The organism is Burkholderia sp. Nafp2/4-1b, from assembly GCF_003635165.1.
Classification (GTDB): Bacteria; Pseudomonadota; Gammaproteobacteria; order Burkholderiales; family Burkholderiaceae; genus Burkholderia.
In genome coordinates this window covers 102,031-128,765 of sequence record NZ_ML058600.1, presented here as the reverse complement: position 1 = coordinate 128,765, position 26,735 = coordinate 102,031, and the positions used below count along the sequence as shown (strand labels likewise).

General features: G+C 68.0%; 21 protein-coding genes. 11 read left to right on the top strand and 10 right to left on the bottom strand.

The features are described 5' to 3' along the window. The first annotated feature begins 64 nt into the window (after positions 1-64). Complete coding sequence (gene hmpA / locus C7H84_RS08495; protein ID WP_121858399.1) at positions 65-1,273, top strand: NO-inducible flavohemoprotein; 1,209 nt, start codon at positions 65-67, stop codon at positions 1,271-1,273. Between the two features lie 92 nt (positions 1,274-1,365). Here the strand turns inward: hmpA and C7H84_RS08490 are convergent, their stop codons facing one another. From C7H84_RS08490 to aroG, 3 genes are all read right to left on the bottom strand, one after another. After that, positions 1,366-1,755, bottom strand: coding sequence for a type II toxin-antitoxin system VapC family toxin (locus C7H84_RS08490; protein WP_121858398.1), 390 nt, complete (start codon positions 1,753-1,755; stop codon positions 1,366-1,368). Further along, positions 1,752-2,021, bottom strand: a complete 270-nt coding sequence (locus C7H84_RS08485; RefSeq protein WP_121858397.1) for a type II toxin-antitoxin system Phd/YefM family antitoxin — start codon at positions 2,019-2,021, stop codon at positions 1,752-1,754. The genes C7H84_RS08490 and C7H84_RS08485 overlap by 4 nt, the downstream gene beginning before the upstream one ends. 123 nt (positions 2,022-2,144) lie before the next feature. Then, entirely contained in the window at positions 2,145-3,218 is a 1,074-nt protein-coding gene (aroG, locus tag C7H84_RS08480; RefSeq protein ID WP_121858396.1) for a 3-deoxy-7-phosphoheptulonate synthase AroG, read from the bottom strand. Here aroG and C7H84_RS08475 point away from each other — a divergent pair. Next, positions 3,217-3,507 (top strand): hypothetical protein, encoded by a 291-nt coding sequence (locus tag C7H84_RS08475; RefSeq protein WP_162999237.1) that lies wholly within the window; start codon positions 3,217-3,219, stop codon positions 3,505-3,507. The two genes, aroG and C7H84_RS08475, sit on opposite strands and share 2 nt — an antisense overlap. A 110-nt stretch (positions 3,508-3,617) precedes the next feature. On the opposite strand, the gene tldD is transcribed toward C7H84_RS08475, so the two are convergent. The 3 genes from tldD to C7H84_RS08460 all read right to left on the bottom strand — a co-directional run bounded on the left by tldD (position 3,618) and on the right by C7H84_RS08460 (position 10,254). Continuing rightward, complete coding sequence (tldD, locus tag C7H84_RS08470; protein WP_121858395.1) at positions 3,618-5,084, bottom strand: metalloprotease TldD; 1,467 nt, start codon at positions 5,082-5,084, stop codon at positions 3,618-3,620. Positions 5,085-5,177: 93 nt separating this feature from the next. Beyond that, on the bottom strand, positions 5,178-6,005 hold the full coding sequence (locus C7H84_RS08465) for a carbon-nitrogen hydrolase family protein (protein WP_121858394.1): 828 nt from the start codon (positions 6,003-6,005) through the stop codon (positions 5,178-5,180). 49 nt (positions 6,006-6,054) lie between these two features. Further along, on the bottom strand, positions 6,055-10,254 hold the full coding sequence (locus C7H84_RS08460) for a YhdP family protein (protein WP_121858393.1): 4,200 nt from the start codon (positions 10,252-10,254) through the stop codon (positions 6,055-6,057). Positions 10,255-10,486: 232 nt separating this feature from the next. Between C7H84_RS08460 and glnE the strand changes: the two genes are divergently transcribed. Further along, positions 10,487-13,288 (top strand): bifunctional [glutamate--ammonia ligase]-adenylyl-L-tyrosine phosphorylase/[glutamate--ammonia-ligase] adenylyltransferase, encoded by a 2,802-nt coding sequence (gene glnE / locus C7H84_RS08455; protein ID WP_121858392.1) that lies wholly within the window; start codon positions 10,487-10,489, stop codon positions 13,286-13,288. A 184-nt stretch (positions 13,289-13,472) separates the two neighbouring features. Here glnE and recN read toward each other — a convergent pair whose 3' ends face one another. Together recN and C7H84_RS08445 are read right to left on the bottom strand one after the other, a co-directional pair. Beyond that, complete coding sequence (recN, locus tag C7H84_RS08450) at positions 13,473-15,122, bottom strand: DNA repair protein RecN (RefSeq protein ID WP_121858391.1); 1,650 nt, start codon at positions 15,120-15,122, stop codon at positions 13,473-13,475. A 19-nt stretch (positions 15,123-15,141) separates the two neighbouring features. Next, a complete protein-coding gene (locus tag C7H84_RS08445; protein WP_121858390.1) occupies positions 15,142-16,044 on the bottom strand; it encodes an NAD kinase in 903 nt (300 codons plus the stop codon). Between the two features lie 130 nt (positions 16,045-16,174). Between C7H84_RS08445 and hrcA the strand changes: the two genes are divergently transcribed. From hrcA to C7H84_RS08430, 3 genes are all read left to right on the top strand, one after another. Then, positions 16,175-17,197, top strand: a complete 1,023-nt coding sequence (gene hrcA, locus C7H84_RS08440; protein ID WP_121858389.1) for a heat-inducible transcriptional repressor HrcA — start codon at positions 16,175-16,177, stop codon at positions 17,195-17,197. A gap of 146 nt (positions 17,198-17,343) precedes the next feature. After that, positions 17,344-18,408, top strand: coding sequence for a ferrochelatase (hemH, locus tag C7H84_RS08435; RefSeq protein WP_121858388.1), 1,065 nt, complete (start codon positions 17,344-17,346; stop codon positions 18,406-18,408). A 65-nt stretch (positions 18,409-18,473) separates the two neighbouring features. After that, complete coding sequence (locus C7H84_RS08430; protein WP_121858387.1) at positions 18,474-18,881, top strand: RNA-binding S4 domain-containing protein; 408 nt, start codon at positions 18,474-18,476, stop codon at positions 18,879-18,881. On the opposite strand, the gene C7H84_RS36290 is transcribed toward C7H84_RS08430, so the two are convergent. Beyond that, entirely contained in the window at positions 18,853-19,014 is a 162-nt protein-coding gene (locus C7H84_RS36290; protein ID WP_006476841.1) for a hypothetical protein, read from the bottom strand. The genes C7H84_RS08430 and C7H84_RS36290 overlap by 29 nt on opposite strands. Positions 19,015-19,365: 351 nt before the next feature. On the opposite strand from C7H84_RS36290, the gene grpE reads away from it, so the two are divergent. The 5 genes from grpE to C7H84_RS08400 all read left to right on the top strand — a co-directional run bounded on the left by grpE (position 19,366) and on the right by C7H84_RS08400 (position 25,783). After that, positions 19,366-19,911 (top strand): nucleotide exchange factor GrpE, encoded by a 546-nt coding sequence (gene grpE / locus C7H84_RS08420; RefSeq protein ID WP_121858386.1) that lies wholly within the window; start codon positions 19,366-19,368, stop codon positions 19,909-19,911. 10 nt (positions 19,912-19,921) lie between these two features. After that, entirely contained in the window at positions 19,922-20,362 is a 441-nt protein-coding gene (locus C7H84_RS08415; RefSeq protein ID WP_121858385.1) for a thioredoxin family protein, read from the top strand. A gap of 148 nt (positions 20,363-20,510) precedes the next feature. Further along, positions 20,511-22,463, top strand: coding sequence for a molecular chaperone DnaK (dnaK, locus tag C7H84_RS08410; RefSeq protein ID WP_121858384.1), 1,953 nt, complete (start codon positions 20,511-20,513; stop codon positions 22,461-22,463). A gap of 253 nt (positions 22,464-22,716) precedes the next feature. Further along, a complete protein-coding gene (gene dnaJ / locus C7H84_RS08405) occupies positions 22,717-23,853 on the top strand; it encodes a molecular chaperone DnaJ (RefSeq protein WP_011656039.1) in 1,137 nt (378 codons plus the stop codon). A gap of 4 nt (positions 23,854-23,857) precedes the next feature. Then, the gene (locus C7H84_RS08400; protein ID WP_121858383.1) at positions 23,858-25,783 is read left to right on the top strand and encodes a bifunctional anthranilate synthase component I family protein/class IV aminotransferase; all 1,926 of its coding nucleotides are present in this window, start codon (positions 23,858-23,860) and stop codon (positions 25,781-25,783) included. 130 nt (positions 25,784-25,913) lie between these two features. Here the strand turns inward: C7H84_RS08400 and panB are convergent, their stop codons facing one another. After that, positions 25,914-26,729 carry a 3-methyl-2-oxobutanoate hydroxymethyltransferase gene (panB, locus tag C7H84_RS08395; RefSeq protein WP_121858382.1) on the bottom strand — a complete coding sequence of 272 codons (816 nt, stop codon included), beginning with the start codon at positions 26,727-26,729 and terminating at the stop codon, positions 25,914-25,916. Positions 26,730-26,735: the final 6 nt, after the last annotated feature.

Genomic DNA, 26,735 nt, shown 5'->3' with positions numbered 1-26,735 from the left:
TTTGCCTGGGGGGCGCTTGAATTTTAAAGATGTATCGTATGCGCATGTTTAACGGAGAACGAACATGACCCACATCACCGCTGACCAGATGGCCCGTGTGAAGGCCACCGCCCCCGTCCTCGCCGAGCACGGCGCGACGATCACGAAGCACTTCTACCAGCGGATGTTCGCGCGTCATCCGGAACTGAAGAACCTGTTCAACCAGACGCACCAGAAGACCGGCAGCCAGCCCGAAACGCTCGCGAAGGCCGTCTACGCGTACGCGGCGAACATCGACAACCTCGGCGCGCTCGGCGGCGCGGTGTCGCGCATCTCGCACAAGCACGCGAGCCTCAACATCCGTCCGGAGCATTACCCGATCGTCGGCGAGAACCTGCTCGCGTCGATCGTCGAGGTGCTCGGCGACGCGGTCGATGCCGAAACGCTCGAAGCGTGGCGTGTCGCCTATGGCCAGCTCGCGCAGATCATGATCGGCGCCGAGGCCGACCTGTACGCGAATGCGGCATGGAGCGGCTTCCGCCCGTTCAAGGTCGCCCGCAAGGTGCGTGAAAGCGACGAGATCACGTCGTTCTACCTGACCCCCGCCGATGGCGGCGACGCGCCGAAGTTCGAACCGGGCCAGTACATCTCGGTGAAGCGTTTCGTTGGCGACCTGGGCGTCGACCAGCCGCGCCAGTACAGCCTGTCGGACGCTCCGCACGGCAAGTGGCTGCGCATCTCGGTGAAGCGCGAAGCCGGCAAGGCCGAAGCGATCCCGGCCGGCAAGGTGTCGACGCTGATGCACGACGGCGTGGAAGAGGGCGCGATCGTCGAGGTCACGGCGCCGATGGGCGACTTTTCGCTGAAGCGCGCTGCCGATACGCCGGTCGTGCTGATCTCGGGCGGCGTCGGCATCACGCCGATGATGTCGATGGCATCGACGTTGATCGCCGAAGGCAGCAAGCGCGAAGTGCGCTTCGTCCACGCATGCCGTTCGGGGGCGGTGCACGCGTTCCGCGACTGGCTGAACGACGCGGCGCGCGAGCACGCGAACGTGAAGCGCACGGTGCTGTACGAAGTGGTCGGCCCGAACGACCGTGCCGGTGTCGATCACGACCTCGAAGGCCGCCTGAGCCCGGAGCGCGTGAAGCAATACGCGCTGGTGCCGGATGCCGACTACTACATCTGCGGCCCCGTCGCGTTCATGAAGGCGCAACGCGATGCGCTGGTCGCCCTCGGCGTCGCGCCGGAGCGCGTGAACACCGAGATCTTCGGTTCGGGCGCGCTCGAGTGAGGATCTGGCGGCCGGTTTCGGCCAACGCAACGATGCAATGACGAAGCCCGGCGCGAGCCGGGCTTTTTACTTGCAGTGCCGTGCGGGCGACTTCAGGCGCGCAACATCAGCGTTGCGTGGTAGCGCCACACCTTCGGATCGGCACTGACGAGCGGCATGCCTTCATGCAGCGCTTGCGCGACCATCACGCGGTCGAATGGATCGGCATGATCGGGGAAATCCGGCAGCGCAGCGACTGCCTCGGCGTGATCGCTGCTGATCGGCAACTCCGCGAAACCCGCGAGCCGGAACGCCGAGCGCGCATCGCGCGGATGAACGGGGAGATTGCCCTTGCGATACTTGATCGCGATTTCCCAAATCGACGCGGCGCTGACGTACAGCGTGTTTTCCGGATGTTCGATCAACGCGGCCGCGATTGCCGAAAGTTGCGGCGCGCCTTCAGCCGCCCAGAGCGCGATGTGCGTATCGAGCAGCAGCTTCACGGTGCAAGCCCTTGGTCCGAGCTGGCATCGAAGTCCGCGGCGATCGATTCATCGCCGGCATTGAATGCCTCGACGCTTATGGGGATGTTCAATCCGGCAAGCAACTGACGGGCTGCGCCGATCCGCTTCGGCGCGGCGTAAGGAACGATCCGCGCGACCGGATGACCATTGCGGGCGATCACGACTTCGGATTCCCGCCCCAATTCAAGCGCTTCGACGAGGCTTGAAAGCCGCGACTTGGCATCGTGCATATTGACGGTCGGCATGGTCGATCCTCTGGTTAGCTAGATGATGTTAGCTAGTCTAGCAGAGCGACACGCCGGCCGCAGGCTGGCCGCATGGCCAATGCGCCGCCAAGCGGGGCCATACGGTCCGCGTGTTGACGTCCTTCAGTTCCCGCTGCCGCGCGCGACGCGGCGTGCCTTCACCGATTCCGCGAGGCCTTCGAGCACCTTCACGCTGTCGTCCCACGCGATGCACGCGTCGGTGATGCTCTGGCCGTAGGTCAGCGGGCAGCCGTCCTTCAGGTCCTGGCGCCCCTCGACGAGGTGCGACTCGATCATCACGCCCACGATGCGCTCGTCGCCGGCCGCGACCTGGCGGCCGATGTCCGCGCACACCGGGATCTGGTTCTCGTGCTTCTTCGAGCTGTTCGCGTGGCTCGCGTCGATCATCAGGCGCGCGGCGAGGCCGGCCTTGCCGATGTCCGCGCACGCGGCGTTCACGCTGTCCGCGTCGTAGTTCGGCGCCTTGCCGCCGCGCAGGATCACGTGGCAGTCCTCGTTGCCGGCCGTCGACACGATCGCCGAGTGGCCGCCCTTGGTCACCGACAGGAAATGGTGCGGCTGCGATGCGGCCTTGATTGCGTCGACCGCGATCTTCACGTTGCCGTCGGTGCCGTTCTTGAAGCCGACCGGGCACGACAGCCCCGACGCCAGTTCGCGGTGCACCTGCGACTCGGTCGTGCGCGCGCCGATCGCGCCCCACGAGATCAGGTCGGCGATGTACTGCGGGCTGATCATGTCGAGGTATTCGGTCGCGGCCGGCAGCCCCATTTCGTTGATCTGCAGCAGCAGTTCGCGCGCGGTGCGCAGCCCTTCGTTGATCTTGAAGCTGTTGTCCAGGTGCGGATCGTTGATGAGCCCCTTCCAGCCGACCGTCGTGCGCGGCTTCTCGAAATACACGCGCATCACGACTTCCAGCTCGCCCTTGAAGCGCTCGCGCTCCTTCACGAGCCGGCCCGCGTACTCGATCGCCGCCTTCGTATCGTGGATCGAGCACGGCCCGATCACGACGATCAGCCGGTCGTCCATCCCGTGCAGGATGCGGTGCATCGACTGGCGCGAGTTGTAGATCAGCTCGGACGCGGCTTCGGAGCACGCGAATTCGCGGATCAGGTGGGCGGGCGGCGTCAGTTCCTTGAGTTCGCGAATGCGGACGTCGTCGGTATTGTGCGGGGGCATGCTGTTTCTCCTAATTTTCCGGGGCGCCGTTCGGTCAGTGCGCGTGCGGCAGATTCATCAATTCAAGCGATTCGGTGGTGTCGGTCGGGGCCGCGGAACCCGCTGCGGCGGCGACCGGGTGGCGAAGGGCGAAAAAAAACCGCCGGGTTCGCCGGCGGTTTTTTCGGGAATTTCGGTTGCGCTTCACGCGCCATCAACCCTCTCGATCCGCCAGCGGTCTGAGATGCCAAAAAAAGTAAAAATAAAACTTGGCGGACATGACGGAGATTCGGTTCGTCAAAAAAGTTGATTCGGAATTTATACCCCGTCCCCGCGCGGCTGGCAACCGGGGACGTTCAAAAATGCGGACAATCCGCGCGTTTTCAGCAAAAAGCGCGGATTGTCTGCGCGCGGATGCGGTTATGCCGTACCACCGACCGTCATCTTGTCGATCCGCAGGGTCGGCTGGCCGACGCCGACCGGCACGCTCTGGCCTTCCTTCCCGCATACGCCGACGCCCGAGTCGAGCGACATGTCGTTGCCGATCATGCTCACGTACTTCAGCGATTCCGGGCCGCTGCCGATCAGCGTGGCGCCCTTCACCGGGTAGGTGATCTTGCCGTTCTCGATCATGTACGCCTCGGACGCCGAGAACACGAACTTGCCGTTGGTGATGTCGACCTGGCCGCCGCCGAAGTTCACCGCGTACAGGCCGTTCTTCACCGACGCGATGATTTCCTGCGGATCCTTGTCGCCGTTGAGCATGTAGGTGTTGGTCATGCGCGGCATCGGCAGCGCCGCGTACGATTCGCGCCGCGCGTTGCCGGTAACGGGCATCTTCATCAGGCGCGCGTTCAGCGTGTCCTGGATGTAGCCCTTCAGGATGCCGTCCTCGATCAGCGTCGTGCACTGCGTCGGGTTGCCTTCGTCGTCGATGTTCAGCGAACCGCGGCGATTCGGCAGCGTGCCGTCGTCGACCACCGTCACGCCCTTCGCGGCGACCTGCTCGCCGATCCGGCCGGCGAACGCCGACGAACCCTTGCGGTTGAAGTCGCCCTCGAGGCCGTGGCCGATCGCCTCGTGCAGCAGCACGCCCGGCCAGCCGGGCCCGAGCACGACCGTCATCGCGCCGGCCGGCGCGGGGCGTGCGTCGAGGTTGACCAGCGCCGCGTGCACCGCGTCGTCGACGTAGCGCGACAGGATTTCGTCGGTGAAATAGCCGTAGTCGAAGCGGCCGCCGCCGCCGCCGGAGCCGATTTCGCGGCGGCCGTTCTGTTCGGCGATCACCGTGACCGACACGCGCACGAGCGGGCGGATGTCGGCCGCGAGCGCGCCGTCGCTGCGCGCGACCAGCACGACGTCATATTCGCCGGCGAGGCCGGCCATCACCTGCGTGACGCGCGGGTCGCGGCCGCGTGCCATCTGCTCGATGCGCTCGAGCAGCTTGACCTTGGCGGTTGCGTCGAGCGACGCGAGTGGATCGGACGGCAGGTACAGGTCGCGGCCCGAGATGCCCGTCAGCGACTTCGCGGCCTTGATCTTCTGGCGGCCGCCGCCGGCAGCTGCAATCGCCTTCGTGGCGGCCGCCGCCTGCGCGATCGCTTCCGGCGACAGGTCGTCCGAGTACGCGAACGCGGTGCGGTCGCCCGCGACCGCGCGCACGCCGACGCCCTGGTCGATGCTGAAGCTGCCCGACTTCACGATGCCTTCCTCGAGGCTCCACGCTTCGCTGCGGGTCGCCTGGAAGTACAGGTCCGCGTAGTCGACGCGATGCGTGAAGATGTCGGCGATCGTGCGCGTGAGCAGGCTCTCGTCGAGGCCGTACGGCGTGAGGAGGATGTCCTTCGCCAGCGCAAGATTGCGGATGCCGGGTTCGATGATGTTCATGCGGGTATCGAGGGTTCTCAAAAAGTTGTCGGGTGCGTTCTGGGCAGATGGATTGGCCGGACGGCGTTTCAAGCGCCGCGGCGGCTCGGCGGTTCAGGTCAGTACGCGATGCCGCCACGCGGGCAGGCTCTGGCGCACGTCGGCGATGCGCTGCGGATCGAGTGCGCCGGTCACGACGCTCGCGCCTTCGTCGCGGACCGCGACGATCTCGCCCCACGGGTCGACCAGCATGCTGTGGCCCCACGTGCGCCGGCCGTTCTCGTGCTTGCCGCCCTGCGCGGCCGCGAGCACGTAGCACTGGTTCTCCACGGCGCGCGCGCGAACCAGCATTTCCCAGTGCGCGCGGCCCGTCGTGTACGTAAACGCCGACGGCACGACGATCAGCGCGCAGTCGCCCATCCTGCGGTACAGCTCCGGGAAGCGCAGATCGTAACAGACCGACAGGCCGACCCGCCCGAACGGCGCGTCGAACGTGACGACCGTGTCGCCCGCGCGGATCGTGCGCGCCTCGTCGAACGATTCGTCGCCTTTCTCGAAGTTGAACAGGTGGATCTTGTCGTAGCGGGCCGCCTCATTGCCGTTCGGGTCGAACACGAGCGTCGTGTTCAGCACGCGATCGGGTTCCGGCGCCTTCAGCGGCAGCGTGCCGCCGATCACCCAGACGCCGTGACGCCGCGCGGCTTCCGCGAGAAAGCGCTGGATCGGACCGTCGCGATAGGGTTCGGCGAGCGCGAGCTTGTCGGTGTCGCGCTGGCCCATGAAGCAGAAATACTCGGGCAGCAGCACCAGCTGGGCGCCGTCGCCGGCCGCTTCCGCAATCAGGCGGCCGGCTTCGGCGAGATTGCGCGCGACGTCCGGCGTGCTCACCATCTGCAGCGCGGCGACCCGAAAGGGCGTGGCGGAACGGGTGTGATCGGTCATCGCAGAATCGGTTGCGTCATAAGTGGGGTGCGGCCCGGCACGTTGCGCATCAATGGCTCGCCGCGTCGGCCGGAGCGTGATTCATCTTACCCTGATCGCCCCGCACCCGCTCGATGTGCGGGTGCGCCCACGAGCCGGTGATCGTGTAGTCGAGCGCGAACGCGTGCGATAGCGTTTCCGACAGCGCGTAGTTCGCGGCCAGCACGCCGACGCCGAGCAGCGGATTGATGATCGCGGCCGCGATCGCCGCGGTGCCGGCGCCGATCTTCGGCGCGACGTGCGCGTGCAGGTCCTGCGTCTCGGCGCCGAGGTCGACCGCGCCGCGCACCGTCACGTTTGCGGGTGCGGTCTTCATCGAGAAGTCGTCGGTGCGCGCGATCCCGTTCGAGATCCGGCTGGTGCCGGTGATCTTGTCGAACGGCAGCCCCTTGCCGACCACGTCGCGGAAATTCAGCGTCAGGAAGCGCGCGAGGCTCTGCAGGCTCAGCACGCCGAGCAGTTTCGCGGCGCCCGGATCGACCTTCAGGATCTGGCCGTGCTCCAGATCGAGCGCGACCTGGCCGCCGAGCGACGGGAGATCGACCGCGGTCGGGCCGCCGCGCCAGCCGACCTTGCCGGTCACGGTGCCGTGGCCGCCCGCGAGCGTGCGCGGCAGGCCGACGCGGTCGAGCAGCGCGCCCGCGTTGCCGATGTCGAGCGTGAAGTCGAACACGCTGCGGCGCGGCGCGTCGTTCTCGTCGACACCGCGGGCCAGTGCGCGGCGCGACGTGCGCCAGTTGCCGGTCGCCGTCAGCTTCGCGGCCGGGTTCGCGAGCTCGAGCTTGTCGAGCTGCCACACCGGCGCGCCGTCTTCCTCGATGTTGCGCGCATTGACGACGAGGCGGCCGATGTCGTGATCGCGCGCGACGACCTGGTCGACGATCAGGTCGACCGACGGCATCGGCCGATCGGTCGGCGTCGGCAGGTTCATCGCGCGGCCGACGAGGTCGTGCTGCGCGCTTTGCGGAATCACGAGCTTCGCGAGCCGCGCGTTCAGCACGCCCGCGCCGTTGTGGCCGCCGCCCGGCGCCCACGACAGGTAGCCCGACACCTGATTCGACGCGATGTTCGCCTGCCACAGCTCGTCGACGTGCGACGCGCCGATGATCACGTTTTCCCAGTTGCGCTTAAGCAGCTTCAGCGTGCCGAAGTGGAGCGCGAAGCGCTTCGGCGTGAAGCTCCCGACGTCGACGCGCGGCGCGGCCGGCGCTTCCGCTGCGCGCGGCGTGTCGTGCTGCAGCGTGCGGGCCAGCGCGAGCCATGCATCGGCGTCCAGTTCGTCGACGTCGACCGCCGCGCTCACGCCGTCCTGCGGCAGGTCGGGCATCCGGTGGATGCCCATCGCGCCGCGCACCGCGCGCAGCGGCTGGCCGCGCGTCGCATCGAGCAGGTAGGTCGCCGATACGGGGCCGAGCGTCAGGTCGGCATGTTCGAGCCGCTTGCCGTCGGTCTGCGCGGCCGGCTGCAGCGTGAAGCGGAACGGCATCGGCGTGCCGGCCGGTTTCGCGAACGGTGCCGGGAAGTTCAGCGCGACGCCCGTCAGGTCGGACTGCGCAGTGACTTCCGGCAGCCGGCCCGGCGCGCCGCGCACCGCGAGCCGGTACGGCGCGTCGCCGACCACGTGCTCGAGCAGCGCCGCGGCCGTGCCGCGCAGGTTCAGGCCGCGTGCGGCGTCGAGCGCGAGCTTGCCGTCGACGTCCACCGCGTACGGGCCGTGCGACTGGAAATTGCCGTTCGCGCGCACCGGGCCGCCGAGGAAGCGTCCCGACAGCTCGTGCAGCGACGCGCCGGCCTCGGTGAAGCGCACGCTGCCGCGCAGCGCGGACAGCGGCGGCACGCCGTCGGTCGACAGCGTGTTGCCGCCGAACGCGAGCGCGCCTTCGACGTGCGTATGCGGGTGCGGCACGTGCTGCGGAATCGTGATCTTGAGCGCGAGCGCCGCCGGCCCCTGCGCATCGATCCGCTGGCCGATGTGCCCGCTCATCGTGCCGAGCGAGCTGTTGTCCGCGTAGTCGATCAGGTCGGCGAGCGGGCCTTGCGCATGGCCGTCGATGATCAGCGGCGAATTCGACGGGTTGCCGAGATCGTCGATCCGGCCCGTGACCTTCGTCAGCGCGACGCGCTTGTAGTGCGCGCGCGCGATGTCGAAGTGCAGCTTGTTCTGCGCGAGCTCGAACACGCCGTCGATCCCGTCGAGCGCCGGCCACACGCTCGGCGTGCCGTTCGCGAGTTTGCGCGGCGGGTACGGCGTCGGCTCGAAGCGCCCGCCGGTGAACGGCGCGACGATATGGAACACGCCGGCGTCCGGCTCGTGTTCGAACGGGAATTTCTCGAGCGGGCCGCGCGCGACGATCGACGCGCCCTTGGTCACCTGGCCGTCCTGCAGCGCGTGGCCGAGATAGTCGCGCAGGTGCTCGGACATCCCGGTCGGCAGGTAGCGCGGAATGCGCGCCACCGACGCGCGCGCGAAATCCGCGCGCAGGTCGAGCGAGCCGCGGCCGTGGCCCGGATTCGAGTACGAGCCCGATACCGCGATCTCGGCATCGGGGTTCGCGACGAACAGGTCGGGCAACGTCACGTCGACGCGCGCGTGCTTGTCGCCCGGCGCCGGCGTGATCACCCATTTCGCGTTGCCGCGCAGCCGGTCGAAGGTCAGGCGCGGCTCGTCGAATTCGCCCGGCACCGTGACGGCCGCATTGACCGTGTCGAAGTGCGCGCTGCCGCCGGTTTCGTTCGCGTCGATGCGGCCCCACAAATTCTCGACGCCCGGCCAGCCGGCGCGCGGATGACCGCGCGGCGACAGCCCCGGCGGCGGTTCCTGCGCGGCGACGCTGATGCCTTGCAGATCGCCGGTGAAGCGGTAACGGACGATCGGCGCGGCGCCCATGCGGCGCTCTTCGTCGGCGAGGTCGGGCCGCGCCGGCTTCGCGCGTTCGACCTCGATGTGGTAGTTCGACACCATCCCGCGCGGATCGAGCTTGATCAGTTCGTTGCGCAGCCGCGCCGGCAGCGGCAGCCCACGGATGAACTCGCTGAGGATGCCGAGATCGACGCGGTCGCCGACCACGCTCACCAATTGACCCTGGTCGGCGGCCGGCACGCGGTAGCGGGCGGTGAGCGTCGACAGCGCGAGCGAGCGGGCGAGCGGTGTGCCGTCCGGCAGCGGCGGCTGGCCGAGCTCCGCGTTGAAGCGCGTCAGGTGCAGCGTGTAGTCGCGGCCGGTGTTCAGCGCCATGTCCCAGCCGAAGCCGACCGTCGGCACGTCGAGGCGCGGCTGGGTCGGCCGCACCCGCAGCACGACGTCGGCACCCTGCAGGTCGCCGCCGGCGGAGCGCAGGTGGCCATCCTGGAAGGTCGCCCAGATCGCGTTGTCGATCCGGCCCGCATGGACCGTGAGCGGCAGGTCGAGATAGCGGCCGAGCGTCTGCAGGTCGACCGGGCCGGTCGACAGGTACGCGTCGCCGGTCCAGTTGGTCGGCTTGCCGATCGGCGCGAGCGCCTTGTGTTTGAAGCGTGCACGGAAATCGAGCGGGCCGAGCAGCAGCGTGCCGTTCGCGGGCGCCTGCAGCGCGGCCTTGTGCTCGTGGCCGTGGTTGAGCACCGCGAGGCGGATGCCCGACAGCGCGAGTTCCGGCGCGTCGTGCTGCGCATCGCGCCAGCGCAGCGTGCCGTTGCGCAGCACGATCGCTTCCTGTTTCAGCAGCCAGGTGCTGAACGTGTCGTTGCCGCCGTGCGTGGTCGCGACGCCGACGCCCGCGACGCTCAGCGAGCCGTCGGCCGCGCGCGCGACGACGAGGTCGGGGCGGTCGACGATCAGGCTCGACAGCGCGGGCGACAGCCGCAGCAGCGACATCCACGACAGCGCGGCCGTCGCGTGCGGGACCGACAGCGCGATCCGGCCGTCACGGCCGCGAATGGTGAGGTTGGCGACTTCGACGCCCGGCTGCATGCCGGACCAGTGGGGAGACAGCTTGCCGATCGAAAGCTGCGCGTGGAGCTTGTCGGACACCGCGCGCTCGATGCGCGGGCGGTATTCGTCGATGCGCGGCAACAGCACGTAGCGCATCCCGAGGAACACGCCGGACGCGACGAAGTACGTGCCGATCCCGACTGCCAGCGTCACCCTGAACACGCGACGCAGGACCGGATGATCGTGCTTCGGAGGTCCCGCTTCGGGCTCAGCTACGGCGGATTCCTGACGGTCGGACATGCGGCGGAAGGGCGGCGATATGGTAGTTTTGCAGACTGACGTTGAAATGTATCACACGGGTTCGTGCCGGCGGCCGTTGCGGCGTGCTCGGCACGGGCTTTCCGGCGCGCGGTTGTCGCGGCGGCGCACCTGCGTCGCGCGTTGCCGCGCCGAGTCCAAGGGGCCTGTCGGCAGCGGGGCGCGCCAAGCGTTGTCCCGCGCCGGCGGGCCTTACCGCCAGGCCCGCTTTTCGATGACCGACGCTTCCGCCCTGCTCAGCCTGTCCTACTCCCGCTACCTCGCCCGCGCGGCCGCCGCGCGTCCCGCGCTGTCCGACCAGATCGCCGCGTGGGCCGCCGCGCCGCTGTCCCGCGCACAGCTCGACGCGCGCCTCACCGAACTGCTCGCGCCGCGGGCCGGCACGGCTCTGGCGGGCGACGAGCAGCTCAAGCGCGCGCTGCGGCAACTGCGGGTCGAGGTGTTCGGCGCGGTGGCCGAGCGCGACTTGCGCGGCGTCGCAGGCGTCGCCGAGGTGACGGGCGCGATGACCGATCTCGCCGAAGTGGCCGTGCAGCGCTCGCTTGCGCTGCTGTCGGCCGAGCTCGAGGCGATGTATGGCGAGCCGCGCGGCGCCGACGGCCAGCGCGTCGTGCTCGGCGTGGTCGGGATGGGCAAGCTCGGCGGCCGCGAGCTGAACGTGTCGTCCGACATCGACCTGATCTTCGTCTATGAGGACGACGGCGAGACGGCCGGCGGCACGCGCTCGCCGCTGTCCACCCAAGAATACTTCACGCGGCTCGGCCGGCGCCTGATCGGCGTGCTGTCCGAGGTCACGGCGGACGGCTACGTGTTCCGCGTCGACATGCGGCTGCGCCCGAACGGCGATTCGGGGCCGCTCGTCTGCAGCCTCGGGATGCTCGAGGAATATTTCTACGTACAGGGCCGCGAGTGGGAGCGCTATGCGTGGATCAAGGGGCGGCTCGTGTCCGAAGGCGACAGCGACGCCGCGCGGCGGCTCGCATCGCAGCTCGAAGCGATCGTGAAGCCGTTCGTATACCGCCGCTATCTCGACTTCGGCGTGATCGGCGCGATTCGTTCGCTGCACCAGCAGATTCGCCAGGAAGCCGCACGCCGCGCGTCGATGCGGCCCGACAAGGCCGACGACATCAAGCTCGGGCGCGGCGGGATCCGCGAGATCGAATTCAGCGCGCAGGTGTTCCAGCTGATCCGCGGCGGCCAGGATGCGGAATTCCGCGTGCGGCCGACGCTCGCGGTGCTGCGCCATGCGCAGGCGCGCGGGCTGATCGGCGAGGACGTGCGCGAGCGGCTGACCGACGCGTACAACTTCCTGCGCACGCTCGAGCACCGGCTGCAGTACCGCGACGACGCGCAGACGCACGCGATGCCGGTCGATCCTGGCGAACGCGCGGCACTGGCCGCGTCGCTCGGCTTCGCTGATTACGCGGCGCTGATGACGGTGCTCGATGGCTATCGCACGTTCGTCGAGGCGCAGTTCGACCAGATTTTTGCCGACAAGGTGAACGGCGGCCCGTGCGCGGCGGGCGAAGACCCGGCCGCCGCGTGGATCTGGAGCGGCGCGCTCGCCGACGACGGCGAAGACGACGCGCTGCTCGCGCGCCTCGACGGCCTCGGTTTCGCCGATCCGGCGGCCGTGCTCGCGCGGCTGCGCGCGATCTGGCAGTCGTCGCGCTACGCGGGCCTGCCGGAAAAAAGCCGGCAGCGTTTCGACAGCGTCGCGCAGCGCGCGCTCGAGGCCGCGCCGCGCATCGATGCCGCGCGCCGCGACGACACGATCGTGCGCCTGTTCGACTTGCTCGAGACGGTCAGCCGGCGCGGCGTCTATCTGGCGCTGCTGACCGAGTACCCGGCCGCGCTCGATCGCGTGCTGTCGGTGCTCGGCGCGACGCGCTGGGGCGGCGGCTACCTGATCCGCCATCCGCAGCTGCTCGACGAGCTGCTCGACGACGAAGCGATCGCGAGCCCGTTCGACTGGCCCGCGTTCAAGGGTGCGCTGCGTGCGCGCCTCGCGGCCGCCGACGGCCCCGAGCAGCAGATGGACCTGCTGCGGCATGCGCAGCACGCGGAGGTGTTCCGGATCCTGCTGATCGACCTTGCGGGCCAGCTGTCGGTCGAGCATGTGAGCGACCGCCTGTCCGAGCTCGCCGACGCGGTGCTCGACGTGACGATCGAAGTCGTCTGGTCGCAACTCGCGAAGCGTCACCGCGACGTGCCGAAGTTCGCGGTGATCGCGTACGGCAAGCTCGGCGGCAAGGAGCTCGGCTACGCATCGGATCTCGACCTGATCTTCCTGTACGACGACCCCGACGAGCGCTCGGCGGACGTCTACACCACGTTCACGCGCCGGCTGATCACGTGGCTCACGACCGCGACGGGCGCGGGCGCACTGTTCGACATCGACCTGCGGCTGCGTCCGAACGGCGAGGCCGGGCTGCTCGTGACCGATCTCGACGCGTTCCGCCGCTACCAGCTGCGCGAGGGCGACGCGGCGAACACCGCGTGGGTGTGGGAGCACCAGGCGCTCACGCGCGCCCGCTACAGCGCGGGCGACACGCAGATCGGCGCGGACTTCGAGGCGATCCGTCAGCAGGTGCTGACGACCCCGCGCGACGGCGCGGTGCTCGCGAAGGAAATCGTCGACATGCGCGGCAAGGTATTCGCCGGCCATCCGAACCACACCGAGCTGTTCGACCTCAAGCACGATCGCGGCGGGATGGTCGACATCGAGTTCATCGTCCAGTACTGGGTGCTGCTGCATGCGTCGAGCGACGCCGAGCTGATCCGCAATACCGGCAACATCGCGCTGCTGCGCGAGGTCGCGCGCTTCGGGCTGATGGGCGAGGACGAAGCCGAGCGCGTCGGCGCCGCGTACCGAAAGTACCGGAAGCTCCAGCACAAGCTGCGGCTCGACGGGATGGAAAAGGCGCGGGTCGATCCCGCGCTGGTAGCCGATGAGCGGGCGGCCGTGACGGCGCTGTGGGAGCGCGTGTTCGGGACGGACGAAACGGTCGTTTGAGCCGGGTGTTTGAGTCGGGTGTTTGAGTCGGGTGTTCGAAGTGGGCGTTCGAATCGGGCGTTTGAATCGGGCGTTTGAATCGGCGGAGAAGGGCGGGCGCGATCGGGCGGCTGCGGTCGTCCGAAAAAAACCGGCGCATGCGCCGGTTTTTTACATTCGACATTCGGCCAACGCGGTACGCGCGTCAGGCCGCCAGCATTTCCTTCGCGTGCTTGCGCGTCGTCGCCGTGATCTCGAGCCCGCCGAGCATTCGCGCGACCTCCTCGACGCGGCTCGCCTTGTCGAGCGGGACGACCGACGACACGGTGCCGCCGCGGTCGTCGGCGCCTTTCGCTACCTGGAAGTGATGGTCGCCGCGCGCGGCGACCTGCGGCAGGTGCGTCACGCACAGCACCTGGCGGTCGCGGCCCAGCTGATGCAGCAGGCGGCCGACCACTTCGGCGACGCCGCCGCCGATCCCCGTGTCGACTTCGTCGAAAATCAGTGTCGGCGTCGGGCTGGCCGCACTCGCGATCACCGCGAGCGCGAGGCTGATCCGCGCGAGTTCGCCGCCCGATGCGACTTTCGCGAGCGGCCGCAGCGGCACGCCGGGGTGGCCGGCGACGCGGAATTCGACCTGCTCGAGCCCGTGCGGGCCGCCATCGGCGAGCGGCACGAGCGCGACTTCGAAGCTGCCGCCCGCCATCGACAGTTCCTGCATGCCGGCGGTCACGGCCGTGCCGAGCGCCTTCGCGGCCTGCGCGCGTGCCTTCGACAGGTGTTTCGCGTCGCCGAGATAGGCTTCCCATGCTTTCGCCTGCGCGGCTTCGAGCGCGCCGAGATCGGCGGCCGCGTCGAGCGCGGCGAGCTGCGCGCGGCGTGCCGCATGTTCCTCGTGCAGCGTGTCGGGCGGCAGCCGGAACTTGCGGGCGGTCGAATGCAGCGCGTCGAGACGCGCTTCGACCTGCGCGAGCCGCGCCGGGTCGAGATCGAGGCGCTGCGCGTAGTGCGACAGCGAATAGACGGCCTCCTGCAGCTGGATCTCGGCCGGTTCGAGCGACGCGAGTGCATCGCCGAGCCCCGTGTCGTAGTCGGCCAGGCTGCGCAGCTTCGACACGATCGCGCCGAGTTGCGGCAGCATCGCGTCGTCGGCCTCGGACAGCGCATTGAGCGCGCCCTGCACGCCGGCGATCAGGTTTGCCGAATGCGACAGGCGCTTGTGCTCGCTGCCGACTTCATCCCATTCGCCCGGTTGCGGCGCGAGCTTGTCGAGCTCGGCCAGCTGCCACGCGAGTTTTTCGCGTTCGAGCTGGAGCTCGCGCTCGTGGGCCTTCGCGGCGTCGATCGCCTGCGTCGCGTCGCGCCACACGCGCCAGGCGCGCGCGACGTTCGCGGCGTCGGCGACGAGCCCTGCATGCGTGTCGAACAGCTCGCGCTGCGCGTCGGGCCGCATCAGCAGCTGGTGCGCGTGCTGGCCGTGGATGTCGACCAGCATTTCGCCGAGCTCGCGCAGTTGCGCGAGCGTCGCGCTGGTGCCGTTGATGAACGCGCGCGAGCGGCCGTTCGCGTCGATCACGCGGCGCAGCATCACGGTGTCCTCGGCGTCGAACGCGTGTTCGTCCAGCCAGCGCGCGACGCGGTCGTGCGGCGTGAATTCGGCGGTGATGTCGGCGCGGCCGCAGCCGGCGCGCACGACGCTTGCGTCGGCGCGTTCGCCGAGCGCGAGCGCGAGCGCGTCGATCAGGATCGATTTGCCGGCGCCGGTTTCCCCGGAAAAGACGGTAAAGCCGCTGTCGAATTCGAGATCGAGCGCGGCGACGATCACGAAGTCGCGAATCGAGAGGTGGCGGAGCATGGTGTCGGGCGGTGGTGCGTCAGGACGCCTTGTCGTCTTCGTTCGATGCGTGTTCGTTCCAGTGCAGCTTCTTGCGCAGCGTCGCGTAGTAGCTGTAGCCGACCGGGTGCAGGAACGGCACCGTGTGCTTCGAGCGGCGCACCTCGATCGTGTCGTTCAGCTCGAGCGCGGTGAACGACTGCATGTCGAAGTTCACGTTGACGTCGCGCCCGGCGACGATCTGGATCGCGATCTTCGAATCGTCGGGCAGCACGATCGGCCGGTTCGACAGCGCATGCGGCGCGATCGGCACGAGCACGATGCCCTGCAGCTGCGGGTGCAGGATCGGGCCGGCCGACGACAGCGCATACGCGGTCGAGCCGGTCGGCGTCGCGACGATCAGGCCGTCCGAACGCTGGTTGTACATGTACCGGCCGTCCACCGACGCGCGCAGCTCGACCATCCCGGAGACGCCGCTGCGGTTCACGACGACGTCGTTGAACGCGAGCGCATGGTAGATCGGTTCGCCGTCGCGCATGATCCGGGCCTCGAGCAGCGAGCGCTCCTCGCGCTCGAACTTCCCCGACAGGATCACCGGGACGCGCGCCTGCATGTCGGCCGCCGCGATGTCGGTGATGAAGCCGAGCCGCCCGTGGTTGATCCCGATCAACGGGGTCTTGTAAGGCGCAAGCTGGCGGCCGATGCCGAGCATCGTGCCGTCGCCGCCGAGCACGACCGCGACGTCCGCCCGCGCGCCGATTTCCGCCGGCGTGAGCGCCGGATAGCCGGAGATGCCGATCTCGCGCGCGGTTTCGGCTTCGAACACGACCTCGAAGCCGAGCTTGGCGACGCAGCCAGCCAGCGTGGCGAGCGGCTCGGCGATGCCGGGCGTGTTGCTCCGGCCGACGAGCGCGACAGTGTTGAACTGATTACCGGTTTTCATGCCGGCATTACACCATAGCTCGTTGACGAAAAGAACCGGCTGTGCAAAGACGGGGCCGGATCGGCGGGCCCGCGCAACAGTGGCTGCGCCCACTCGCCGTGCTCGCGCGGTTGCGCTAAAATTTTCCACCATGCTAGATCCTCGCGCACGAACCCTCCTGAAAACCCTGATCGAACGGTATATCGCCGACGGTCAGCCGGTCGGCTCGCGCACGTTGTCCCGTTACTCCGGGCTCGAGCTGAGCCCGGCAACGATCCGCAACGTGATGTCCGACCTGGAGGAGCTCGGGCTCGTGTCGAGCCCGCACACGTCGGCCGGCCGCGTGCCGACGCCGCGCGGCTATCGCCTGTTCGTCGACACGATGCTGACGGTGGAGGCGCCGATCGACGCCGAGGCCGTCGCACGGCAGGTGCAGAACACGCTGCAGACCGGCGAGCCGCAGCAGCGGGTGGTGGCGGCCGCGGCGAGCGTGCTGTCGAACCTGTCGCAGTTCGCCGGTGTGGTGCTGACGCCGCGCCGCAGCCACGTGTTCAAGCAGATCGAATTCATGCGCCTGTCGGACAAGCGCATCCTGCTGATCATCGTCACGCCCGAGGGCGACGTGCAGAACCGGATGCTCGCGACGCCGCGCGACTATTCGCCGTCGCAGCTCACCGAGGCGTCCAACTACATCAACGCACACTTCGCCGGGCTGTCGTTCGACGAGGTGCGCCGCCGCTTGCGCGACGAAATCGACCAGCTGCGCGGCGACATGACGACGCTGATGCATGCGGCCGTGACGGCCAGCACCGAGGTGCCCGACACTGAAGATACGGTGCTGATTTCCGGCGAGCGCAACCTGCTCGAAGTGGCGGACCTGTCGTCCGACATGGCGCGGCTGCGCAAGCTGTTCGACGTATTCGACCAAAAGACGGGCCTCCTGCAATTGCTCGACGTGTCGAGCCACGCCCAGGGCGTGCAGATATTCATCGGCGGCGAATCGACGCTCGTGCCGATCGAGGAAATGAGCGTCGTGACCGCGCCGTACGAGGTGAACGGCCAGATCGTCGGCACGCTCGGCGTGATCGGTCCGACCCGCATGGCGTACAACCGCGTGATTCCGATCGTCGACATCACCGCGCGGCTGCTGTCGCTCACGCTGAGCCAGCAGTAACGGCCGCAACCGGGCCGACACCGTTTCGCCATCGTGCCGCGGCGCCCCGTGCGCCGCCAGTCGGCCGAACGGCCAGCCGACCGGAGCGAGGCGGCCCGCTATAATTGAGGGCCGTCCGACTGCGTGCCCCGAGCACGTTCCTGCCCATGCGTTTCGATCTTGAGCCGCCTTCGAGCGTCGCTGCAGCCCATCGCATCGGCGTGCTGCTGATCAATCTCGGCACGCCCGACGCCCCGACCCCGCGCGCGGTGCGGCGCTATCTGGCCGAGTTTCTGTCGGATCCGCGCGTCGTCGAAATTCCGCAGGTCGTCTGGCAAGTGCTGCTGCGCACGCTGATCCTGCCGCTGCGCGGCCGCGCATCCGCGAAGAAATACGCGGCCGTGTGGATGCCCGAAGGCTCGCCGCTGCGCGTGTACACCGAGCGCCAGACCGACGGCGTGCGCCATTTGCTCGCATCGAACGACTACCAGGTGACGGTCGACTACGCGATGCGCTACGGCAGCCCGAACATCGCGCAGGTGCTCGCGCAGTTCAAGCGCGCGGGCGTCGAGCGCGTGCTGCTGATGCCCATGTACCCGCAATACTCGGCGTCGACCACCGCGACGGCATTCGACGCCGCGTTCGCCGCGCTCGCGCGGATGCGCAACCAGCCGGAAGTGCGCACGGTGCGGCACTACGCTGACCATCCGGCCTATATCCACGCGCTTGCCGAGCAGGTGCGCCAGTACTGGGCGCAGCACGGCCGGCCCGACTTCGCGGCCGGCGACAAACTGGTGCTGAGCTTTCACGGCGTGCCGAAACGCACGCTCGACCTCGGCGACCCGTATCACGACCAGTGCCAGCAAACGGGTGCGCTGCTGATGGCCGCGCTCGGGCTGTCGACGCTCGAATGCCGCGTGACGTTCCAGTCACGCTTCGGCAAGGCCGAGTGGCTGCAGCCGTACACCGCGCCGACGCTGCGCGAGCTCGGCGAGGCCGGCGTGCGGCGCGCCGACGTGTTCTGTCCCGGCTTCACGGCCGACTGCCTCGAGACGATCGAGGAGATCGGGATGGAGGTGCGCGACGAGTTCATCGCGGGCGGCGGCAAAGCGTTCCACCGGATTCCGTGCCTGAACGGCGCGCCGGCATGGATCGGCGCGCTCGGCGAGATCGTCGCCGAGAATCTGCAGGGCTGGCCGGTGAAGGCCGCGCAGCCTGAAACAGTGAACTGAACTGAAATGAAGCTACGACCCGCGCGGCCGGTGTGCCGCGGCGGGGCGGCCCGGCGGAGGCTGGCATGAACTACAGGATTTCGACGGAACCCGGCGCGAAGCTGCGCATCGACAAATGGCTGTGGGCCGCCCGGTTCTTCAAGACGCGTTCGCTCGCATCCGACGCGGTCGACAAGGGCCATGTGAAGATCGGCGGCACGGCGGTGAAGCCGGCGAAGGACGTGCGCGTCGGCGACGAGGTCGAGATTGCGATCGATGGTGTCGTCTGGCACATTGCCGTGCTGGGCATTTGCGACGTGCGCGGGCCCGCGAGCATCGCGCAGACGCTTTACGCGGAAACGGAAGCAGGGCGCGCCGCGCGGCTCGCCGAACTGGAGCGGCGCCGCACGTATCGCGAGCCGGCGGCCGAACTGCACGGCCGGCCGACCAAGCGCGACCGGCGCATCATCGACAGATTTTCTGGTGGGAGCTGAACATCTGATCGAACGTCGCCCGCGCGCTGCCGTACTCGGTCGTGCGGTCGGTGACGGCTCCGGACAGGCAGATGGTGGTGGTGCCGGCGATCAGTACCAGCGCGACCACCGATATGGCAAAGGTCAGTTTCACGGTACTCGCCTCGAAGACGGTGAATGCGGCGCCAGGTGGATGTCAGGCGGCGGTCAGCTACGGGTAAACACGCTTTTCCGACGCTTGAGCTGGAGTGTAGTGCAGGCGTCGGGGCCGAGCTAGTACTTGCCTGGTAAGCGTTGTTACCGGTCGTTTCGCCCGGGTTGGCGGCAAATGCACGCAATCGGGCGGCGTGCGGCGCGGTTGTTTCGCGGCATTGGCGAATGTCGGCGAATAACCCTCTTGAAATCGCGATTTTCGCCCTTATTTGCACCAACAATGAGCGGTGCCGCCGGTCATACGGCCTGCGGTTGCCGATTTGGCTTCAACCTCTAATCGACTTTCAGCGACATGGAAAACACGCAAGAGAACCCGGCTACCCAATCGGCCGAAGACATCGGCAGCGAGAAGCAGGCAGCGCAAGGCGCTGCTCCCGCCGCCGAAGCCGCCGACGCGGCGCTCGCGGAGGCTCAAGCCAAGGTCGCCGAGCTGCAGGAGAGCTATCTCCGGGCGAAGGCCGAGACCGAGAACGTCCGCCGCCGCGCGCAGGACGACGTATCGAAGGCGCACAAGTTTGCGATCGAAAGCTTCGCCGAGCACCTGCTGCCCGTGCTGGACAGCCTCGAGGCAGCCGTGAGCGACACGTCCGGCGACATCGCGAAGGTGCGCGAAGGCGTCGAGCTGACGCTGCGCCAGCTGACGAGCGCGCTCGAGAAGGGCCGCGTCGTCGCGATCAACCCGGTCGGCGAGAAGTTCGATCCGCACCAGCACCAGGCCATTTCGATGGTGCCGGCCGAGCAGGAAGCGAACACCGTCGTCACCGTGCTGCAAAAGGGCTACATGATCGCCGATCGCGTGCTGCGTCCGGCGCTCGTGACCGTCGCGCAGCCGAAGTAAGGCAACCGGAATGGGTCCCGCCGGCGTCGATCCGGCCGCGTTCGATACGTTCGACATGCAGGCGCTGGCCGCCGACACGTTCGACGCGGCGCTTGCCGGCGCCGGCGATGCGCTCGCCGTGGTGTTCTTCTGGGGCGTCGACTGCTTCAATTGCGAGATCGCGAAGAAGGCGATGCTCGCGCAGCCCGATGCGATTTGCGCGCTGGGCCTGAAGTGGTTCCATTGCAACGTGTACGAACACCATGAGCTGGGGCGCAGGTTCGGCCTGCACGGCGTGCCGACGTGGTTCTTCTTCCACCGCGGCAAGCGCCTTGGCCGCGCGACCGGCTGGCATGGCCTCGCGCAGTTCCAGGCGGCGGTGTCGGCGGCGCGCGCGAAGATCGCCGCGGCGCCCGGCGTGCCGCCGGACGGCGGTCAGGGTCCGCACGATCCAGCTACCGGCGGCGATTGAAAAAATTTAATATCCGCATCGCTTGGCGGGTCTTGAAAACGGGCCGGCCGGACGCATTTCGGGAACAGAGTTGAATTCTGGCGCGCGAAACCGCCGAAAAACGCGGGTTTTCGCGCAGCAAACAAGCATTTCTGGAGATTAGGAAAAAATGGGAAAGATCATCGGTATTGACCTCGGCACCACGAACTCGTGCGTCGCCATCATGGAAGGCAACCAGGTCAAGGTCATCGAGAACTCGGAAGGCACGCGCACGACGCCGTCGATCATCGCCTATATGGACGATAACGAAGTGCTCGTCGGCGCGCCGGCCAAGCGTCAGTCCGTGACCAACCCGAAGAACACGCTGTTCGCCGTGAAGCGCCTGATCGGCCGCCGCTTCGAAGAGAAGGAAGTCCAGAAGGACATCGGCCTGATGCCGTACGCGATCATCAAGGCCGACAACGGCGACGCATGGGTTGAAGCGCACGGCGAGAAGCTCGCGCCGCCGCAGGTTTCGGCTGAAGTGCTGCGCAAGATGAAGAAGACGGCCGAAGACTACCTCGGCGAGCCGGTCACGGAAGCCGTGATCACGGTGCCGGCGTACTTCAACGACAGCCAGCGTCAAGCGACCAAGGACGCAGGCCGCATCGCGGGCCTCGAAGTCAAGCGGATCATCAACGAGCCGACCGCGGCTGCGCTCGCATTCGGCCTCGACAAGGCCGAGAAGGGCGACCGCAAGATCGCCGTGTATGACCTCGGCGGCGGCACGTTCGACGTGTCGATCATCGAGATTGCGGACGTCGACGGCGAAATGCAGTTCGAAGTGCTGTCGACCAACGGCGACACGTTCCTCGGCGGCGAAGACTTCGACCAGCGCATCATCGATTACATCATCGGCGAGTTCAAGAAGGAGCAGGGCGTCGACCTGTCGAAGGACGTGCTCGCGCTGCAGCGCCTGAAGGAAGCCGCCGAAAAGGCGAAGATCGAGCTGTCGTCGAGCCAGCAGACCGAAATCAACCTGCCGTACATCACGGCCGACGCATCGGGTCCGAAGCACTTGAACCTGAAGATCACCCGCGCCAAGCTGGAAGCGCTGGTCGAAGATCTGGTCGAGCGCACGATCGAACCGTGCCGCATCGCGATCAAGGACGCCGGCGTCAAGGTGTCGGATATCGACGACGTGATCCTGGTCGGCGGCCAGACCCGCATGCCGAAGGTGCAAGAGAAGGTGAAGGAGTTCTTCGGCAAGGATCCGCGCCGTGACGTGAACCCGGACGAAGCCGTCGCAGTCGGCGCGGCGATCCAGGGCCAGGTGCTGTCGGGCGACCGCAAGGACGTGCTGCTGCTCGACGTGACCCCGCTGTCGCTCGGCATCGAGACGCTCGGCGGCGTGATGACGAAGATGATCAACAAGAACACGACGATCCCGACGAAGCACGCTCAGGTGTATTCGACGGCGGACGACAACCAGTCGGCCGTGACGATCAAGGTGTTCCAGGGCGAACGCGAGATGGCGGCGGGCAACAAGCTGCTGGGCGAGTTCAACCTCGAAGGCATCCCGCCGTCGCCGCGCGGCGTGCCGCAGATCGAAGTGACCTTCGACATCGACGCGAACGGCATCCTGCACGTCGGCGCGAAGGACAAGGCGACCGGCAAGGAAAACAAGATCACGATCAAGGCGAACTCGGGCCTGTCCGACGCTGAAATCGACCAGATGATCAAGGACGCGGAAGCGAACGCAGCGGAAGACCACAAGCTGCGCGAGCTGGCTGATTCGCGCAACCAGGGCGACGCGCTGGTCCACAGCACGAAGAAGGCGCTCACCGAGTACGGCGACAAGCTGGACGCGGGCGAGAAGGAAAAGATCGAAGCGGCGCTGAAGTCGCTCGAGGACGCCCTGAAGGACACGTCGGCCGACAAGGCGGCGATCGACGCGAAGGTCGAGGAACTCGGTCAGGCTTCGCAGAAGCTCGGCGAAAAGATGTACGCCGACATGCAGGCGCAGCAGGCCGGTGCGGCTGGCGCGGCCGGTGCAGCGGAAGGTGCTGCCCACGCGGGCGGTGCGCAGCAGGCTGCCGACGACGTCGTCGACGCCGAGTTCAAGGAAGTGAAGAAGGACTAAGCCGGGTTGCCAAGGCACCGCAAGCCGCGCGCGACATGCGCGCGGCGCGGCTGAACAGCGGTCTGTCTTTCCTTCCGGATGGCCGGATCGACTCCACGCCTGGCGGGCTTCGCGGCCCTCCGGGCACATTTGTTTTTTGGCGGGTGCTGCGCGAGCCGTCCGCGGACGGTGCAGCGCCAGACGAGTCGAGAGACTTTACTGCGGGCGAAAGGAGCCGCCGCGTGTGTGATGCGCGACGGCACAGTGAATCGATATGGCGAAACGGGATTACTACGAGGTTCTGGGCGTCGCGAAGAATGCGAGCGACGACGAAATCAAGAAGGCGTATCGCAAGCTTGCGATGAAGTACCACCCTGACCGCAATCCGGACAGCAAGGATGCGGAAGAGCATTTCAAGGAGGCGAAGGAAGCCTATGAAATGCTGTCGGACGGCCAGAAGCGGGCAGCGTACGACCAGTACGGCCACGCGGGCGTCGATCCGAACATGGGCGGTGCGGGCGGCCAGGGTTTCGGCGGTTTCGCGGATGCCTTCGGCGACATCTTCGGCGACATCTTCGGCCAGGCCGCGGGCGGTGCCGCGCGCGGCGGCCGCGGCGGCCCGCAGGTGTATCGCGGCGCCGACCTGCGCTACAGCATGGAAATCACGCTCGAGCAGGCTGCGCACGGCTACGACACGCAGATCCGCGTGCCGAGCTGGGTATCGTGCGAAGTCTGTCACGGGTCCGGCGCGAAGCCCGGCACGAAGCCGGAAACCTGCCCGACCTGTCACGGCCAGGGCACGGTGCGCATGTCGCAGGGTTTCTTCAGCATCCAGCAGACCTGCCCGAAGTGTCACGGCACCGGCACCTACATCCCGGAACCGTGCGTGCACTGCCACGGGTCGGGCAAGGTGAAGGAAACCAAGACGCTCGAAGTGAAGATCCCGGCCGGTATCGACGACGGGATGCGGATCCGCTCGGCCGGCAACGGCGAGCCGGGCATCAACGGCGGGCCGCCGGGCGACCTGTACGTCGAGATCCACATCAAGCCGCACTCGGTGTTCGAGCGCGACGGCGACGATCTCCACTGCCAGATGCCGATCCCGTTCACGACTGCCGCGCTCGGCGGCGAGATCGAGGTGCCGACGCTGGCCGGCCGGGCATCGTTCCCGGTGCCGGAAGGCACGCAGTCGGGCAAGACGTTCCGTCTGCGCGGCAAGGGGATCAAGGGTCTGCGTTCGAGCATCGCGGGCGATCTGTACGTTCACGTGCAGGTCGAGACGCCCGTGAAGCTGACCGACCAGCAGCGCGACCTGCTCAAGCAGTTCGAGAAGTCGCTGGCCGAGGGCGGTGCGCGTCACAGCCCGCAGAGCAAGAGCTGGTTCGACCGGGTGAAGAGCTTCTTCGAGTAACGGCATGACTGAAGGCAACGAGAGCGCGTCATTCGCGCTCTTGGACGATTGCGACTCGACCGCGTCCGCGCGGTCGAGTCGTTTGTATTCCGGTTTCGTGCGCGAACGCGTGTGCACGGATCCGGCGCGGCTCGATGAAGTCGATGCGGCGGTGGCGCAGGATCTGCGCGACGGGCTGCATGCGGTGGTCGTCGGCGATTACGAATTCGGACGCAATCTGGACAGAGCGCAGCCGGGCGATGCCCCGCTGCGCTTTTTGCTGTATGCGCGCTGTGAGCGCCTGTCATGCGACGAAGTCGACGCGTGGCTCGCGCAGCAGGACGGCGGCGGTCTGCCGTCGATAGCCGGCGTCGCGCATGTCGCGAAGAGCGTGTCGCGCGATGCGTTCGACGCGGCGATTGCCGCGGTGCACGACGCACTGCGCGCCGGCGATTCGTACCAGATCAACTACACGTACCGGCTGAACTTCGACATGTTCGGCACACCGCTGGCGCTGTACCGGCGGCTGCGCGCACGCCAGCCGGTGCGTTACGGCGCGCTGCTTGCGCTGCCCGATGGCGCGTGGGTCGTGTCGTGCTCGCCGGAGCTGTTCGTCGAGAGGCACGGCGACGTGCTGCGCGCACGGCCGATGAAGGGCACCGCGCCGCGCTCGGCCGATCCGCGCGACGATGCGGCGGCCGCCGCGTTCCTCGCGAACGATCCGAAGAACCGCGCGGAAAACGTGATGATCGTCGACCTGCTGCGCAACGACGTATCGCGGATTGCGCGCACGGGCACGGTCCGGGTGCCGGCGCTGTTCTCGGTCGAGCCGTATGCGTCGGTGTGGCAGATGACGTCGACGGTCGAGGCCGGCTGGCGCGACGGTACGACGTTCGCGCAGATGCTGCGCGCGCTGTTTCCGTGCGGATCGATCACCGGTGCGCCGAAGCACAAGACGATGGAGCTGATCGACGCGATCGAGTCGACGCCGCGCGGGCTTTATACCGGCGCGATCGGCTGGCTCGATGCGCCGAAGCCGACGGAAGCCGCGTCGGCAGGCGATGCATTGCGCGGCGCCGAGGCCGGCTGCGGCGATTTCTGCCTGTCGGTTGCGATCCGGACGCTGACGCTCGATGCGATCGCCGTCGATGCCCGCGCAACGATCGCCACGGATGACGCGGCAACGGCGGCGACCGGCCGGCGGCGCGGCACGATGGGCGTCGGCGCGGGCATCGTGCTCGACAGCGTCGCCGCCGACGAATATGCGGAGTGCGAATTGAAAGCGCGATTCCTGACCGACGCCGATCCCGGCTTCCAGTTGTTCGAAACCACCGCCGCGACGCGTGCGGACGGCGTCCGGCATCTCGAGCGCCATCTCGCACGGCTGCAACGCAGCGCGGAGGCGTTCGGCTTTCGCTTCGACGCCGATGGGTTGCGCCGCGCGATCGACGCGCGCTGCGCGGCACTCGACGGCGACGGCCCGTACCGGATGAAGCTCGCGCTCGCAAAGGACGGCACGCTCGACATCGCCGCCGCGACGCTGAAGCCGCTGCCCGCGGGGCCGGTCGGCGTGATGCTCGCGTCCGCACACGGCTTCGCGCCGACCCGCACGGACGACGCGCTGCTGTTGCACAAGACGACGCGCCGCGCCGAATACGACCGTGCATGGCAGGCGGCGGAGGCGCTCGGCGGCTTCGACATGCTGTTCGTGAACGAGCGCGGCGAGGTGACGGAAGGCGGGCGCTCGAACCTGTTCGTGAAGCTCGACGGCCAGTGGGTGACGCCGCCGCTCGCGAGCGGCGTGCTGCCGGGCGTGATGCGCGGCGTGCTGCTCGACGACCGCGCGTTCGGCGCGGTGGAGCGCGTCGTCACGCTCGACGATCTGGCGCGCGCGCAAGCGCTGCTGCTGACCAATGCGTTGCGCGGCGCGCTCGATGCGGTGCTGAAATGACGCGATGACGGGTCGGGCCGCGTGCCCCAAGAAGCGCGACGTTAAATGCAAAAGCGCGGCGCCCCGCAAAGGGCGCCGCGCTTTTTTATCGACGGGGCAGGCCGCTGGCGAACGCGCCGCCGGCCGTGCGTCAGAACGAGTGTTCCGGGCCGGGGAACGTGCCGTCCTTCACCGCGCTCACATACGCTTCGACGGCTGCCTGGATGTTCGGCTGCCCGTGCATGAAATCCTTCACGAAACGCGGACGCTTGCCGGGGAAGATGCCGAGCATGTCGTGCAGCACCAGCACCTGGCCCGAGCAATCGAGGCCCGCACCGATGCCGATCGTCGGGATTTTCAGCATGTGCGTGACTTCGGACGCGACGAGCGTCGGCACCGCTTCGAGCACCACGAGCTGCGCGCCGGCGTCCTCGATCGCGCGCGCATCGCGCAGCAGCTGCGCGGCGCCGGCTTCCGTGCGGCCCTGCACCTTGAAGCCGCCGAACGCGTGTACCGACTGCGGCGTGAGGCCGAGGTGCGCGCACACCGGCACCGAGCGTTCGACCAGGAAGCGGATCGTGTCGGCGAGCCATTCGCCGCCTTCGAGCTTGACCATCTGCGCGCCGGCGCGCATCAGCGCGACCGCGTTCGCGAACGCCTCGGCCGGCGTGCCGTACGTGCCGAACGGCAGATCGGCGACCACCAGCGCGCGCGGCTGCACACGTGCGACGCACGCGGTGTGGTACGCGATGTCGTCGAGCGACACGGGCAGCGTGGTCGTGTGGCCCTGCAGCACGTTGCCGAGCGAGTCGCCGATCAGCAGCACGTCGGTGCCGGCGCGATCGAGCAACGCGGCAAAGCTCGCGTCGTAGCAGGTGAGCATTGCGATCTTCTCGCCGGCGTCGCGCATTGCCTGCAGCTTGGGCACCGTCACGGCAGGCCGGCTCGATTCCTGGAGATAGGTCATGGGAAA